This is a genomic window from Postechiella marina, assembly GCF_039538365.1.
GTDB classification, from domain to species: domain Bacteria; phylum Bacteroidota; class Bacteroidia; order Flavobacteriales; family Flavobacteriaceae; genus Postechiella; species Postechiella marina.
This window is the reverse complement of record NZ_BAABCA010000003.1, coordinates 106,529-122,440: the sequence shown is the minus strand read 5'-3', so window position 1 is coordinate 122,440 and position 15,912 is coordinate 106,529. Positions and strand designations below refer to the sequence as shown.

The following is a 15,912-nucleotide window of genomic DNA, read 5'->3' as shown; positions in this document are numbered from 1 at the left end:
TAATTATCGATGTCATTGTGATTATTTCACAAGGATAAGAAGGTGTTATTTTAATATGAAATATAAATTATTAGCCTTCCGGAAATGGAAGGCTTTTTTATTACATGTTTTTTGGTAATTGGGCATCATAAAAAAAACAACTTAATTTATTAAAAATCAATGGTTTAAATGTTTTTTTCGGGTGTTGGATTTATTTTAAAATTGTATTAAAATAAGTGTATAATAACCTAATATTTTAATTTCGTGAATTGTTTTAAACGATTGTGTACTTTTTAACTAAAATCTTAAATCGTTATCAAATTAAAAACAAAACTAGATAAAAGCATAAAATTTCTTTAATAAAGATGAAAGAACTTAATAAATATAGTAAGACGGTTACTCAAGACTCTACACAACCAGCAGCGCAATCTATGTTGTATGCTATTGGTTTTTCTGATGAAGATTTTCATAAACCATTAATAGGTATTGCAAGTACAGGTTACGATGGTAACCCTTGTAATATGCACTTAAACCATTTAGCTAAACTAGCTAAAGATGGTACTAAAAACGAAGATTTAGTAGGTCTTATTTTTAATACTATTGGTGTGTCTGATGGTATTTCTATGGGTACTCCAGGAATGCGTTACTCTTTGCCTTCTCGCGATATTATTGCAGATTCTATGGAGACTGTTGTACAGGGCATGAGTTATGATGGACTAATTACTGTAGTGGGTTGTGATAAAAATATGCCAGGAGCTTTAATGGCAATGATTCGTTTAAACCGCCCGTCTATTTTAATTTTTGGAGGCACAACAGATTCTGGTTGCCATGAAGGAAAAAAACTAGATATCGTATCTTCTTTTGAAGCATGGGGAAGCAAAGTTGCTGGTACTATGGAAGAAACAGAATATAAAGAAATAATTAAAAAAGCAATTCCAGGTCAAGGTGCTTGTGGTGGTATGTATACTGCAAATACAATGGCATCGGCTATAGAGGCTTTAGGTATGGCTTTACCTTATAACTCATCTAACCCTGCAGCAAGTAACTTAAAAAGAGAAGAATCTGTTAAGGCAGGAGAGGCTATGCGTTTATTGTTAGAAAGAGATATTAAGCCTTTAGATATTATTACACGTAAATCTTTAGAAAACGCTATTCGTTTAGTTACTATTCTTGGTGGGTCTACAAATGCAGTACTACACTTTTTAGCCATTGCAAGATCTGCTCAAATAGATTTTACACTTAAAGATTTTCAAGATATTAGTGACAGTACACCATTTATTGCAGATTTAAAACCAAGTGGTAAATACTTAATGGAAGATTTGCATGCTGTAGGTGGCATACCAGCAGTTTTAAAATATTTATTGAAAAAAGGATTACTACATGGCGATTGCTTAACAATAACAGGAAAAACATTAGCAGAGAACTTAGTTGACGTTCCAGATTTACAAGAAGGACAAGATGTAATTATGCCTTTAGAAAAACCAATAAAAGCTACAGGGCATTTACGTATGCTATATGGTAATTTGGCAGAAGAAGGTAGTGTTGCTAAAATTACAGGTAAAGAAGGCTTAAATTTTGTTGGTAAAGCTAAAGTTTTTGAAAGCGAATATGATGCTAATGATGGTATTCGAGATGGTAAGGTAGAAAGTGGCGATGTAGTTGTAATTCGTTACGAAGGACCAAAAGGAGGACCTGGAATGCCAGAAATGTTAAAGCCAACAGCTGCTATTATGGGAGCTGGTTTAGGTAAAGAGGTTGCCTTAATTACAGATGGTCGTTTCTCTGGTGGAACACACGGTTTTGTAGTAGGGCATATTACTCCAGAAGCTCAAGAAGGTGGTACTATCGCCTTTGTAAAGGATGGTGATATGATTACCATTGACGCAGAAACTAATAGTATTTCTCTAGAAGTCTCTGAAGAAGAATTACAAAAAAGAAGAAAAGACTGGGTTGCTCCAGCATTAAAATTTGATAGAGGTGTATTATACAAATACGCACGTTCGGTCTCGTCTGCATCTAAAGGATGTGTTACCGACGAATTTTAACTAAATAATATATCTCATGTCACCCGGAGCACTGTCAAAGGGTTTATAATTTTAATAGCATGAACACAGAAACAATAAATAAAACAAAAGAAGTGGCAGAACAAACAGAACGTATTACAGGTGCTGAAGCCATTATAAGATGCTTAATAGCAGAAGGAGTAGATATTCTTTACGGATATCCAGGAGGAGCTATTATGCCAGTTTACGACGAGATTTATAAATACCATGGTAAAATACACCATGTATTAACACGTCACGAGCAAGGTGCAGCACATGCTGCTCAAGGCTATGCAAGAATTTCTGGTAAAGTTGGTGTCGCAATGGCAACATCTGGGCCAGGAGCTACAAATTTAATAACAGGAATTGCAGATGCGCAAATAGATTCTACACCATTAGTATGTATTACAGGGCAAGTGCCTTCAGCATTATTGGGTAGCGATGCATTTCAAGAAACAGACATTGTGGGCATTTCTACACCAGTAACAAAATGGAACCACCAAGTTACTAAAGCATCGCAAATTCCAGAGGTTTTAGCTAAAGCATTTTATATCGCTAAAAGCGGAAGACCAGGACCCGTTTTAATAGATATTACAAAAGACGCTCAATTTGAAGAGTTCGACTTTAAATACGAAAAGTGTAAAGGTATAAGAAGTTATAAAGCAATACCAGATACAGATCCTGCATCTGTAACTGCAGCAGCTGCTTTAATTAATAACGCTAAAAAACCAATGATAGTTTGGGGGCAAGGTGTTATTTTAGGAGAAGCAGAAGCAGAGCTTAAAGCAGTTGTAGAAAAAGCTGGAATACCTGCAGCTTGGACTATTCTTGGGGCTTCTGCATTGCCAACATCGCATCCATTAAATATAGGTATGGTTGGTATGCACGGTAATTATGCGCCAAACAAGTTAACAAACGAGTGCGATGTGCTTATTGCTATTGGTATGCGTTTTGACGATCGTGTAACAGGTAATTTAAACTCGTATGCTAAACAAGCTAAAGTTATTCATTTTGATATTGACCCTGCAGAGATTGATAAAAATGTAAAAACTGATGTCGCTGTTTTGGGTAATTCTAAAGAGAGTTTAGCTTTGTTATTAGCAGAGTTAAATGAAAATTCTCATGATGCATGGCATCAAGAATTTAAAGATCTATATGCTATAGAGTACGATAAAGTAATTAAAAATGATATTTCTCCAACCAAAGAAGGATTAACTATGGGAGAGGTATTAAAACAAATAAATATAGAAACTAAGGGTAATGCAGCAATAGTGTCAGACGTTGGTCAGCACCAAATGATTGCTTGTCGCTATTCAGATTTCAATATTACTAAGAGTAATATTACTTCTGGTGGTTTAGGTACAATGGGCTTTGCTTTACCAGCAGCAATAGGTGCTAAAATGGCAGCGCCAGAGCGTGAAGTTGTAGCAATTATTGGAGATGGTGGTTACCAAATGAATATACAAGAGTTAGGTACTATTTTCCAACAGAAAACAGCTGTTAAAATAGTAGTACTTAACAATGAGTTTTTAGGTATGGTGCGCCAATGGCAAGAGTTGTTTTTCGATAATAGATATGCATCTACCGAAATGACAAACCCTAATTTTGTAGCCATTGCAGAAGGATATTACATAAAAGCTAGAAAAGTAGTGAAGCGTGAAGAGCTTGCAGATGCTATTAAAGAAATGATAGAGTCAAAAGAATCTTATTTCTTAGAAGTATGTGTGGAGAAAGAAGGGAATGTATTTCCTATGATTCCTTCTGGAGCATCTGTTTCAGATGTACGTTTAAGTTAAAAGAAGAATAAAAAATAAAGAAGATAGATAAGAGTTTATAGTCTTCCGCGAAAGCGATAAAAAAGTCTTTTCTCTTGTCTCTTTTTTTAATATCATTTTAAAGAAAATGAACGAAGAAATAAAAACATTAACGATTTCAATTTATACCGAAAACAATATTGGGTTACTAAATCGTATTTCGGCAATTTTTCAGCGTAGAACAATAAATATTGAAAGTTTAACAACATCTCAATCAGAAATTGAAGGCGTAAACCGTTTTGTAATTGTCGTAAATATTACAGAAGCACAGGCCAAGAAAATTGTGGGACAATTTGAAAAACAAATAGAAGTTATTCGTGCTTATTACCATACCGAAGAAGAGACCATTTATACAGAGTCTTGTATGTTTAAAATTAAGTCTGATTTGTTGTTTAACGAACCTCAAATTCAAAATATAATAAAAGATAGTAACAGTAGGATTGTTACCGTTAATAAAGAGTTTTTTGTACTAGAAAAATCGGGTAGAAGAAAAGAAATAGAATCTTTACGTAAAGATTTAAATACTTATGGTATTATGCAATTTGTACGAGCAGGACGTATTGCAGTAACAAAAGATGAAATGAAAGTAACAGAAATGCTTAAAGCATTTAATAATCAATAACACAACAATTTACAATTAAAATGGGAAATTATTTTAACACTTTATCGTTAAGAGACAAATTAAATCAATTATCGAAGTGTAGATTTATGGACGCTTCAGAGTTTGAAGATGGAGTAAATGCTTTAAAAGGTAAAAAAATCGTTATCGTTGGATGCGGTGCACAAGGGTTAAATCAAGGTTTAAACATGAGAGATTCTGGATTAGATATCTCTTATACTTTACGTGATGCTGCTATTGCAGAAAAACGTCAATCTTTTTTAAATGCATCAGAAAACGGATTCGTTGTTGGTACATACCAAGAGTTAATCCCTACTGCAGATGTTGTGTTAAACTTAACACCAGATAAGCAGCACACAAACGCTGTAAATGCTGTTATGCCTTTAATGAAAAAAGGAGCTACTTTAACATATTCTCATGGTTTTAATATTGTTGAAGAAGGTATGCAAATTCGTAAAGATCTTACTGTAATTATGGTGGCGCCTAAGTCTCCAGGGTCTGAGGTTCGCGAAGAATATAAAAGAGGTTTTGGTGTGCCAACATTAATTGCAGTACACGAAGAAAACGATCCAGAAGGTAAAGGTTGGGCGCAAGCTAAAGCTTATGCTGTAGCAACAGGAGGAGATAGAGCAGGTGTGTTAGCATCTTCTTTTATTGCCGAGGTTAAGTCTGATTTAATGGGAGAGCAAACTATACTTTGTGGTTTATTACAAACAGGATCTATTCTTTGTTTCGATAAAATGGTAGAGGAAGGTATTGATCCGGGTTATGCATCAAAACTTATTCAATATGGTTGGGAAACTGTAACAGAAGGTCTTAAATATGGTGGTATTACTAATATGATGGATAGACTTTCTAACCCAGCTAAAATTAAAGCTTTTGAATTATCAGAAGAATTAAAAGATATTATGCGTCCTTTATTTCAAAAGCATATGGACGATATCATTGAAGGTCGTTTTTCTGCAGGAATGATGGCAGATTGGGCTAATGATGATAAAGAATTATTAGGTTGGAGAGCTGCTACTGCAGAAACTAATTTCGAAAAAACTCCTGCTGGAGATGTAGAAATTACAGAGCAAGAGTACTACGATAATGGGGTGTTAATGGTAGCTATGGTAAGAGCTGGTGTTGAGTTGGCTTTTGAAGCCATGACAGATTCTGGAATTATCGATGCATCTGCATACTACGAGTCTTTACACGAAACTCCACTTATTGCTAATACAATTGCAAGACGTAAATTATATGAAATGAACTCAGTTATTTCTGATACTGCAGAATACGGATGTTATTTATTCGATCACGCATGTAAGCCTTTACTAACAGATTTCATGAAAACTATTGATACAAGTGTTATTGGTAAACCTTATGCTAAAGATAACGGAGCAGGTGTAGATAACGCTAAATTAATAGAAGTTAATGCTGCATTAAGAAACCACCCAGTTGAAGAGGTTGGAGAGTTTTTAAGAACAGCTATGACTTCTATGAAGCCAATAGTATAAACGATCACCACAGCTACTAACTAAGCTAACTAGCACAATAAAATGTGCAATAGAAACCTGTTAAGTTTTAAAACTTAACAGGTTTTCCTGTCTAAAACAAATAGATTTACAGTATTAAAAATGTTTAATTACGTAACTTGCATAAGCCTATATTAATTAATAACTAGAAGTAAATGGATAAGGGAAAACAAACTTATTTTCCGAGTGTAGATAACGTAAAAAAAGCAGCAGAGGCTATTAAAAATGTTTCGGTAGTTACACCTTTAAGTGCTAATATTAGATTTTCTAACACTTATCAATCTAACATCTTTTTTAAGCGCGAAGACTTACAACAAGTGAGATCTTATAAAATTAGAGGAGCTTATAATAAAATAAGCTCGCTAACAGCTACCGAATCTAAAAACGGAGTAGTATGTGCCAGCGCAGGTAATCATGCGCAAGGTGTTGCGTTATCATGTAAGCTTTTAAAAATACAGGGTACTATTTATATGCCAATGCCTACACCAAAGCAAAAGGTGGAGCAAGTAAAAATGTTTGGTCAAGAATACATAACCATCGAGCTAATTGGCGATACTTTTGATGATGCATACGAAGCAGCTATGTTGGAAAGCGAAAGCTTAAAAAAAACGTTTATTCATCCCTTTAACGACGAGAAAGTAATAGAAGGACAGGCCACAGTAGGATTAGAAATTTTAGAGCAAGCTACAAAACCTATAGATTATGTGTTTATTCCTGTTGGAGGTGGTGGTTTAGCATCAGGATTATCAAGCGTTTTTAAAAACCTATCTCCAAATACTAAAATTATAGGTGTAGAACCAGAAGGAGCACCTTCAATGTCTATCTCCATTAAAAATAAAGTAAATACTCAAATAGAAAATATAGAAAAATTTATAGATGGCGCAGCGGTTAAACGTGTAGGCGATTTAAATTTTGAAATATGTAAACATAATCTAGATGCTATGATTACGGTTCCAGAAGGTAAAGTATGTCAAACTATTTTAGATTTATACAATAGAGATGCCATTGTTGTAGAGCCAGCAGGAGCGTTAAGCATTACTGCTTTAGATTTTTATAAAGAAGACATAAAAGGAAAGTATGTTGTATGCGTTATAAGCGGTAGCAACAACGATATAACAAGAACAGCCGAAATAAAAGAGCGTGCTTTGTTGTTCGCAAATTTAAAGCACTATTTTATTGTTAAATTCCCACAGCGTGCTGGAGCATTAAAAGAATTTGTTGTTGATATTTTAGGTCCAAATGACGATATAACTCATTTTGAATATGCTAAAAAAACTAATAGGGAAAATGGCGCAGCTGTAGTTGGTATCGAATTAAAATCGGCAGAAGATTTGCAACCTTTAATTGATAGAATGAAGACTCAAAATTTCTATGGCGATTATTTAAATGATAAGCCAGATTTATTTCAGTTTTTAGTTTAAAAACAGGTGTTGCTAAGCAGTTGTATTCGAAATCGTTTTCGTAGATATTTGTCTTATTAGCATGTGTTTAAAAGGGTGTTTAGGATATTTTCGTTTACTTTAGTTTAACTCAAAAAAACTAAAATAAAACAATTATGGAAATTCCAGAAGCATACAAAATAAAAGAACTTGTACACCAAAAAACATATTTGGTAAATGGAGAATTAAAACAATGGACAGGAGAAACAGCTGAGGTTTATTCTACAATATCATCAACAAAAACGTATAAGCAAACTTTATTAGGAACTATACCTCAGTTAGATGGAGAGGCTGCTATGTCAGCTTTAAAATCGGCAACAGATGCTTACGCAAAAGGGCAAGGCGAATGGCCAACCATGAAGGTGATAGACCGTATTGCCTGCATGGAAAAATTTGTAGAACAAATGAAAACCAAACGCGAAGAAGTTGTAAAACTTTTAATGTGGGAAATTGGTAAGAACCTTCCAGATTCAGAAAAAGAATTTGATAGAACCGTAGATTATATTTACGACACTATTGAAGCTTACAAACAAATAGATAGAGACTCGGCAAAATTTGAAAAAAATTCTGGTGTATACGCACATATTCGTCGTGGTCCACTTGGTGTGGTTTTGTGCTTAGGCCCATACAATTACCCGTTAAACGAAACATTTACATTACTTATTCCAGCTTTAATAATGGGTAATCCTGTTATTTTTAAGCCTGCAAAACTTGGTGTTTTACTTATTTCTCCATTATTAGAGGCTTTTCAAAACAGTTTTCCAAAAGGCGTAGTAAATATTGTTTATGGAAGAGGGCGTGTTATTGCAACACCAATTATGCAGTCTGGAAAAGTAGATGTTTTGGCTTTAATAGGTAATAGTACATCGGCAAATGCGCTTCAAGCAGAGCACCCTAAGGGTAATAGGTTGCGAATGGTTTTAGGTCTTGAAGCTAAAAATCCTGCTATTGTATTGCCTGATGCCGATTTAGATTTGGCGGTAGAAGAGTGTATAGCAGGAACCTTATCTTTTAATGGTCAGCGTTGTACAGCACTAAAAGTATTGTACGTGCACGAGTCTGTGGTAGAGGAGTTTAATAGGCGATTTGCTTTTAAAGTCGATCAGCTTAAGTTTGGAAATCCGTGGGAGCCAGGAGTAAAATTAACACCTTTGCCAGAAGTAGAAAAACCAGCTTATATTCAAGAATTAATAGATGATGCAAAAGCAAAAGGAGCTGCTGTTTTAAATAAAAAGGGAGGAGAAACTACCGAAAACTTTATATTTCCAGCTGTTATGTATCCTACTAAAAAAGATATGCGTGTTTTTGAAGAAGAGCAATTTGGACCTATAGTACCAATCGTTTCTTTTTCTGATATTGAAGAGCCTTTAGATGATATGGCTGCCTCTAATTATGGGCAACAAGTAAGTCTGTTTGGTAAAAATGTAAATACATTGTCTCCACTTATAGATACTTTGGTAAATTTAGTATGTCGTGTAAACTTAAACAGCTCTTGCCAACGCGGACCAGATGTTTATCCTTTTACAGGTCGTAAAGATTCTGCTTTTGGGACTTTAAGTGTGCATGATGCTTTGCGATCTTTTTCTATAAGAACATTTGTGGCATCCAAAGACAACGATTATAATAATGCTATTTTAAACGAATTATTAGAAAAGAAAACCTCTAATTTTATTAGTACAGACTATATTTTATAATCATTTTTAAGTTTATTTTTTTTCAATGAATAAAATTATACAATAATAATTGTTTATATACTTATATTTGGACTGATAAAACGATTAAAACCATATATATGAAAGCGATTAAGTACGTATTAGCATCAGTTTTTGCATTAGCAATTTTAGTAAGTTGTGGAGGCGAAAAAAAGACAGAAGAGAAAAAAGAACAGAAAGTAAAACTTGGAGTTAAAAAAGAGGAAAAGAAAGTTGAAAGTGCGGTTGAAGAAATTGTAATTTCTGGAAATGATTTAATGCAGTTTGATAAAACTGAAATTAAAGTAAAAGCAGGAAAAAAAGTAAAACTTACATTAAGACATAAAGGAAAACTTGATGTTAATGTAATGGGACATAACTTTGTGCTTCTTAAACAAGGTGTTAATATTACTGCTTTTGCAGGAAAAGCTGCAGTGTCTAAAGATAACCAGTACATTCCAAAAGGAAGCGAAGATATTATTGTGCATACAAGTTTAATAGGAGCAGGACAAACTACTACTATAGAGTTTGATGCACCTGCAGCAGGAACATACGATTACTTATGTAGTTTTCCAGGGCATTACGCTATGATGAAAGGTAAATTTATTGTAGAGTAATTTACAAGTTATAGTATAAAAAAGGCGATACTTTTATAAGTGTCGCCTTTTTTATGCATTGTTTTAATGTATTGTAAGAGTATATAATTACTTTACAATTAATTTAGTCCTCATTGTAAATGCATGTCCAGGAAATGTACATACTATCCAATACTGCCCTGGCTCGCTAGGAGCGGTAAAGTATATGGTTTCGCTACTTTCTGGACCAACAACTCCAGAGTGAAATAAAACTAAGTCTGTGTCTGGTACATAATTTAATTCTGGGCCTTTTAAGCCCAGTTGTAAAGCCATATTGCCAACTGTTGTTGGTGTGTCTGCTCCGGGTTTCATAATTACCATGTTATGAAGCATATCGTCACTGTTTTCTAGCGTTAATTGAATTTTTTCGTTTCTATTAATCGTTATTTTCTTTAAGTTGTATTGTAAGCCAGGAATAGTGCCTATCTGTAATTTTTTATCTGCACCATTTTTACCCCAAGAGGTTGGTATTTTAGTAACCCGCTTGACTTGTTTTGTTACTTTTTTAGTATTGTGAACCATGTTTTTATGCGCGGAGTGGTCCATTTTTTTAAAGGTTTTTAATTTTCCGCCAGGCACTTCGTTTAGTGTATAATAGCCTTTGTTGTGTAAAAGTAATTCACCTGTTGAAGATTTTAATTTAGGAATTTCTATTTGATGAATATACCCTAACCGCAACCCTTCAATAGTTAATTTTACTGTTAATCCGTCTTTAGATACTGTGCTTTTGTGAACCATAGCTTCCTTAATATCTTCTATCGGACTTCCGTAAGTTTTATGGTATTTGTATGTAAAAGAAGATAGTTGATAGTTTGCAATGTCTTGTGCCATTTTTTTATCTACGGGTTTGGTAAATTCTAATTCAAAACCATCGGCAAGCGCTTTCATTGTTTTAACTTCAAAAGGCGTTTTTCCAGTCCAAACTAAACGCTGTAATCCAAAAGGTTTTCTACCAATAGAAGACCAACCTCTACTTGTCATGCCAACAAACATACTGTTGTCGTTACTCCAAATCATTCTTAAAACACCAGAAGCAAATCCTTCAGAAAAACCAAAAGCTGCACCTTGGTAAACGCCATTAATTTTTTCAAGAAAAACACGTACAATTCTACTGTTTCCTTGGTCGCCTATAAATACTTGACCTGCAAAAGGACCGAATTTTCCTTCGGTGTTGTCATAAATAAAATCGGAAGTCGAGGTTCCAAAAATAGTATGCGGTAACCAAATGGCTGGGGCTTTTAAAGCGTCTAATTCTTTAGCGTATTCGTAGAGCGAAAGGTGATCAGATTTTATATCTTCGGGTTTTAATGTTATTGGCGAATTGGGCTCGCTAGACCATTTTAAACCTGCTGGGTGACCAACAAAATCGCCTTTTTCTATATGTGTTACTCTACCAGAGCCCACCCAATCACCTTGGTTTTCTGTGTAAAAAATATCTCCGTTAGGCATTAAACCTAATCCTGCAGGCGAGCGAAAACCAGTAGCAAAAGGAGTCATTTTTCCGTCTGGACTAAACTTTAATAACCAAGCTCTCCACTTAGAAAAGCTCTGTCCGCCAGCTGCCCAAGTTACATTTAAATGCACAAACATATTTCCGTCTTTATCAACTCGTGGTCCATAAGAATACTCATGGTAATTGCCCGATAAAGGCCAAGAAAAATACGTTTTATAAAAATCTGCTTCACCATCATTATCTTCATCTATTAATTGGGTTAATTCACCACGTTGCGATGCGAAAAAACTATTGTCTTTGTAGGCTAAACCTAAAACCTCATGCATGCCACTAGCAAACAGTTTATATTCTGGCGTTTTTGTGTTTGGCTTGTCAATAACCCAAACTTCTCCTCGTCTGGTAGAAACGCCTAGTTTATTATCGTTAGTTAAAGCTAAACCACCTACTTCTAATTCTATATCTTTAGGTATAGGGACATTAACTATTTTGTAATATTCTGATTCTTTAGCAGCTAAAACCTTATTTAATACTTTGTTTTTTTTCTGTGCAATCCCAGATTGGCTTACTAGAAGTAAAACTAAAATTGCGAATATGTTTTTAATCGTTTTCATGTTTTTTAGTTTACCAGATAATAGAATAGTTGATTGTTTGTTTGCCAGCAGGAATTTTTACAAGTAATTCTTTGCTTTGTTTGTTATCGCGAATAATGGGGGTTAAGCTTTCGTTGCCAGAAAAATCTATATAATAATTTTTGTCGCCTATAATATAAGTGCCATCTGATGCGATTTCAATAGTAGAAGCTTCAGATATTTTAAGCCAAATATCTTTTTTAGAATCTACTGTAATGTCTCTTTTTAATTTTCGATCTGTACTTGAAGGGGTGAATTTATTAGAAATTTTTGCGCCTTTAATTTCGCTTAAAAATAGTGGGTTTTTGTTGTTGTCTAATTTATACCCTTTTTGTATTAAAGGTGTTTTTAATTCAAATCCTTTTTCTAAAAGATGTTTTGTATTGTAGTTTTCTTTTGGCCAAGGAGAATTGTCATTTTTTAAATATACAAAATCAGAATCGCCATGAAAAGCGATAACTTGTCCTTCTGGATAACCCAATTGTTCCTTTCCTCTAGAGTGCCACATGTGTGTAGCGTTTAAAAAGGCATTATCCCAAATTTGTAATAGAGATCCAGTTTCTAAATCGTAAGAGTAACTTATTTTTTCAGGGAAACCAACAGAAATACAGTGGGTTTTTTTAACGTCGTTATGCATTAAGAAACTGCGTTGCGAAATAGTTTTGCTGTCTGAATGATTTATTAATAAAAAGCGCATATCTATTAAAGATTGTTCTCTTTTAGATATTCTTTTAACTTGTAAAGATTGACGCTGTGTGCCATTACCTTCAATAAAAAGCTCAAAACCACGTTCGCCACGTTTTGCTGTTTGGTTAAAAACAACAGTAAAAGGTATTTCTCCTTTTTCTAGTTTTTGAAAACTATAATTAGAATATTTTAAGTTATTTTTATTCATATTAATAGCTGTTTTGTTGTTTAAAGCTAATAACCCGCCACCAAGAGCTTTCATTTCAAATAAATAGTTAGATGTTTCTGGAATGGTTAAAGTTCCAGAATAAACAATAAGTTCTTTAGCATTTTTTTTTATATCAGAAAGTGGCGAAATGGTTTTTACATTTTTGTCTTTCACCTTTTTTAATTCATTAATATCTTGTAGCTTTTTTATTTTTTTAGGGCTTTCGTAAACAGTTGCTTTAAGGTTGTTTATTATTACTTTATTATTGTTATTGTAAAGTTTGTATTTAATATTTTTAAAAGCTACTGGTCCGTGATTACCTTGAAAAACTATTGGTCCCATAGGTTTTTCATCTTTTTGAAAACTAGCACCTCTTGTTGGGCCTGTTACTTCTGCATTTTCGATAATAAGTGTGCCATTGAGCCATACTTTTTCAAACCAAGCATTTTTAGTCTTGTTGCCTAATGCATCAAATTTAGGAGCATGAAATATTATTTTAAGGTGTTGCCATAAGCCAGGAGCTTTGGCTGCATTTATTTTTGTTGGTGTACCTTCATATCCTTGTTTGCCTTTTCCTCGCTTTTCGTCCCAACGCTGGTAAATGCTGCCTATGTCTTTGTAGGTTGGTGTCTTTACACCCCAACTATCGTATAGTTGAATTTCGTAACGTCCTTGAAAATAAATTCCAGAGTTAGATGCAAGAGGCATCATAACATCTAATTCTAGTTCGATATCACCATGCTCGAATTTTGTAACCAAATGTTTATTCTTTCTTTGGTTGTTTTTATTAACTAAAATACCAGTTCCTATTTCGCTAAAAATGGTTTTTTCTTTAGATCGATTTATCGAAACATTTGAGGCATTACCCCAATTTTTACCCGTTTTTTGAAATGCAGATAAGTCGTTTAAATTTATTACAGAGTATGGTATAGCTGTTACCTGTTTGGATGTTTTGTTTTTGTTTTGTGCTTCGATACTTCCAAAGAATAAAAAGACAGATATACTAAGGTATAGTACTAGAGTGTGTTTCATTTATCAAGAGATTTTGTTTAATGCTAGTTAAAGTTTGTTTTTAATTTTATTATAAAGAAACGGTGTAATGTTATTAATTAAGGATTCATATGTTCATAATTAGGCAAGAATTTAAATACAGTCATAAAAAAAATGCGACCCTTTTTAAGAGTCGCATTTTTAATTTTGTATACCTGTTTTTAAGTTTGGTAATTACTTTACTATTAATTTAGTTCTCATGGTAAACGAATGCCCAGGGAAAGTACATACAATCCAATACTCTCCAGGTTCGCTTGGCGATGTAAAGTATATGGTTTCTGTGCCTTCAGGTCCTACTGTGCCAGAATGAGCTAATACTAAATCGCTAAAAGGAACATAATTTAAATCTGGACCTTCAAGACCAAGTTTTAATGCCATTTCTCCAACTTTTAGAGGTGTTTCCTTCCCTTGTTTAGTAACTACAACGTTGTGTATCATGTCGTCGTTATTGTTAAGGGTTAGTTCAATTTTACTATTTCTATTAATTGTAATTTCTTCGGCATCGTATTTTAAACCAGTAACTGTTCCTATAACAATTTTTTCATCTGCACCGTCTTCACCCCATTCATGCGGTATGGTGGTTACGCGCTTTGGTTGTTCAATTTTTTTGTCTGATTTTTTCATTTCCATTTGCATGGATTTTAATGTGCCTCCAGGAACCTCGTTTAATGTATAATAAGCTTTTTTGTGTAATAATGTTTCTCCTGTGGTTGCTTGTAAAGAAGGGATTTCTAGCTGATGGATAAACCCTAAGCGCATACCATGAATAGTTAATTTTACTTTTAACCCGTCGTCAGAAACCTTAGCCATATGAACCATGGCGTTTTGTTGATCTTCAATTGGACTACCATAAGTTTTGTGATATTTATAAGTGAAGGTTGCCATTTTATAATTAGCAAGGTTTGCAGCTTGTTTCTTATTAACAGGTTTTGTGAATTCTAATTCGAAACCATCATCAAGTGCTTTCATAGTTTTAATTTCAAAAGGTGTTTTACCTGTCCAAACTAAACGCTGTAATCCAAAATCTTTTTTACCTGTAGAAGCCCAACCACGACTTGTCATTCCTACAAACATATTATTGTCGCTACCCCAAATTAATCGTAAAACTCCAGACGAAAATCCTTCAACAAAAGGAAACGCAGCACCTTGGTATACGCCATTTACTTTTTCCATAAATACACGCATAATTTTACTGTGGCCTTGGTCTCCTACAAATTGTTGTCCATCAAAAGGCCCAAATTTTCCACCAGTAGTATCATAAATAATATCGGATGTAGAAATACCTAATATAGTGTGCGGAAACCAAATAGCAGGTGCTTTTAAAGCAGGTGCTTTTTTTGCGTATTCGTAAAGTGATAAACCAGAGTTGTCTTCAATGTCTTCAGGTTTTAGGTCTAAAGGAGAAAGAGGGTCGTTAGACCATTTTAAACCAGCAGGATGTCCAGCAAAACTTCCAGATTCTAAATGTGTCATTCTTCCAGATCCTACCCAATCACCTTGGTTTTCGGTATAAAAATAATCGCCTTCTTGGTTAATACCAAACCCGGCAGGAGAACGTAAACCTGTAGCTATAGGTGTCATGTCTCCATCAGTAGAAACTTTTATCATCCATCCACGCCAACGCATTGTACTATTGCCTCCACCTAGCCAAGATAGGTTTAAGGTTAGTATCATGTCACCATTTTTATCAAATTTAGGCCCGTAAGAATAATCGTGATAATTACCAGATAGTGGCCACGAAAATACTGTTTTATATGCATCTGCCTCGTCATCTTTGTTATTGTCTTCTAATCGAGTTAGTTCGCCACGTTGTGCTAAATAGAAAGCATTATCTTTATAAGCTAATCCTAAAGCTTCGTGCAAGCCATGAGCAAATAATTTGAATTTTGGAGTTTGGCTATATGGTTTGTCTATTAGCCAAAGTTCTCCTCTTCTTGTAGAAACTCCCAACTTGTTGTTATCTGTTAGTGCTAATCCTCCTACTTCAAGTTTAATGTCTTTTGGAATAGGCACATCAATTATTTTATAAAATTCTGCCTCTCTTTTTATTTGGTTAGCTTTTTTGTCTTTCTTTTGTGTGTAACCTATTTGATTTGTTAATAGAATTACTAATGCTACTATTATTGTTTTGATAATCTTCATGTTATTC

The 15,912-nt window shown here is 34.1% G+C and carries 10 protein-coding genes; 7 read left to right on the top strand and 3 right to left on the bottom strand.

Annotated features, from left to right (window positions below; genetic code table 11):
• Nucleotides 1-344: 344 nt before the first annotated feature.
• The 7 genes from ilvD (at nt 345) to azu (ending at nt 9,718) form a co-directional block, all read left to right on the top strand.
• Nucleotides 345-2,024, top strand: coding sequence for a dihydroxy-acid dehydratase (gene ilvD / locus ABD715_RS07165; protein ID WP_344787457.1), 1,680 nt, complete (start codon nt 345-347; stop codon nt 2,022-2,024).
• 59 nt (nt 2,025-2,083) lie between these two features.
• Nucleotides 2,084-3,817 (top strand): biosynthetic-type acetolactate synthase large subunit, encoded by a 1,734-nt coding sequence (gene ilvB / locus ABD715_RS07160; RefSeq protein ID WP_344787456.1) that lies wholly within the window; start codon nt 2,084-2,086, stop codon nt 3,815-3,817.
• A 106-nt stretch (nt 3,818-3,923) separates the two neighbouring features.
• On the top strand, nt 3,924-4,457 hold the full coding sequence (gene ilvN / locus ABD715_RS07155; RefSeq protein WP_344787455.1) for an acetolactate synthase small subunit: 534 nt from the start codon (nt 3,924-3,926) through the stop codon (nt 4,455-4,457).
• Nucleotides 4,458-4,477: 20 nt separating this feature from the next.
• The gene (gene ilvC, locus ABD715_RS07150) at nt 4,478-5,953 is read left to right on the top strand and encodes a ketol-acid reductoisomerase (RefSeq protein ID WP_344787454.1); all 1,476 of its coding nucleotides are present in this window, start codon (nt 4,478-4,480) and stop codon (nt 5,951-5,953) included.
• A gap of 173 nt (nt 5,954-6,126) precedes the next feature.
• A complete protein-coding gene (gene ilvA, locus ABD715_RS07145; RefSeq protein WP_344787453.1) occupies nt 6,127-7,392 on the top strand; it encodes a threonine ammonia-lyase IlvA in 1,266 nt (421 codons plus the stop codon).
• Nucleotides 7,393-7,526: 134 nt separating this feature from the next.
• Nucleotides 7,527-9,104: an NADP-dependent glyceraldehyde-3-phosphate dehydrogenase gene (locus tag ABD715_RS07140; RefSeq protein WP_344787452.1), complete on the top strand. Its 1,578-nt coding sequence runs from the start codon at nt 7,527-7,529 to the stop codon at nt 9,102-9,104.
• A 98-nt stretch (nt 9,105-9,202) separates the two neighbouring features.
• Nucleotides 9,203-9,718: an azurin gene (azu, locus tag ABD715_RS07135; protein WP_344787451.1), complete on the top strand. Its 516-nt coding sequence runs from the start codon at nt 9,203-9,205 to the stop codon at nt 9,716-9,718.
• 87 nt (nt 9,719-9,805) lie between these two features.
• Here the strand turns inward: azu and ABD715_RS07130 are convergent, their stop codons facing one another.
• The 3 genes from ABD715_RS07130 to ABD715_RS07120 all read right to left on the bottom strand — a co-directional run bounded on the left by ABD715_RS07130 (nt 9,806) and on the right by ABD715_RS07120 (nt 15,905).
• The gene (locus ABD715_RS07130) at nt 9,806-11,800 is read right to left on the bottom strand and encodes a sulfocyanin-like copper-binding protein (RefSeq protein ID WP_344787450.1); all 1,995 of its coding nucleotides are present in this window, start codon (nt 11,798-11,800) and stop codon (nt 9,806-9,808) included.
• Nucleotides 11,801-11,810: 10 nt separating this feature from the next.
• Nucleotides 11,811-13,745: a 3-keto-disaccharide hydrolase gene (locus ABD715_RS07125; protein ID WP_344787449.1), complete on the bottom strand. Its 1,935-nt coding sequence runs from the start codon at nt 13,743-13,745 to the stop codon at nt 11,811-11,813.
• Nucleotides 13,746-13,937: 192 nt separating this feature from the next.
• Complete coding sequence (locus ABD715_RS07120; RefSeq protein WP_344787448.1) at nt 13,938-15,905, bottom strand: plastocyanin/azurin family copper-binding protein; 1,968 nt, start codon at nt 15,903-15,905, stop codon at nt 13,938-13,940.
• Nucleotides 15,906-15,912 lie beyond the last annotated feature (7 nt).

What these genes read in the sequence shown, in the direction of transcription:
- ilvD (WP_344787457.1), top strand. Translation starts at nt 345, where the DNA reads ATGAAAGAACTTAATAAATATAGTAAGACGGTTACTCAAGACTCTACA.
- ilvB (WP_344787456.1), top strand. Translation starts at nt 2,084, where the DNA reads ATGAACACAGAAACAATAAATAAAACAAAAGAAGTGGCAGAACAAACA.
- ilvN (WP_344787455.1), top strand. Translation starts at nt 3,924, where the DNA reads ATGAACGAAGAAATAAAAACATTAACGATTTCAATTTATACCGAAAAC.
- ilvC (WP_344787454.1), top strand. Translation starts at nt 4,478, where the DNA reads ATGGGAAATTATTTTAACACTTTATCGTTAAGAGACAAATTAAATCAA.
- ilvA (WP_344787453.1), top strand. Translation starts at nt 6,127, where the DNA reads ATGGATAAGGGAAAACAAACTTATTTTCCGAGTGTAGATAACGTAAAA.
- ABD715_RS07140 (WP_344787452.1), top strand. Translation starts at nt 7,527, where the DNA reads ATGGAAATTCCAGAAGCATACAAAATAAAAGAACTTGTACACCAAAAA.
- azu (WP_344787451.1), top strand. Translation starts at nt 9,203, where the DNA reads ATGAAAGCGATTAAGTACGTATTAGCATCAGTTTTTGCATTAGCAATT.
- ABD715_RS07130 (WP_344787450.1), bottom strand. Translation starts at nt 11,800, where the DNA reads ATGAAAACGATTAAAAACATATTCGCAATTTTAGTTTTACTTCTAGTA.
- ABD715_RS07125 (WP_344787449.1), bottom strand. Translation starts at nt 13,745, where the DNA reads ATGAAACACACTCTAGTACTATACCTTAGTATATCTGTCTTTTTATTC.
- ABD715_RS07120 (WP_344787448.1), bottom strand. Translation starts at nt 15,905, where the DNA reads ATGAAGATTATCAAAACAATAATAGTAGCATTAGTAATTCTATTAACA.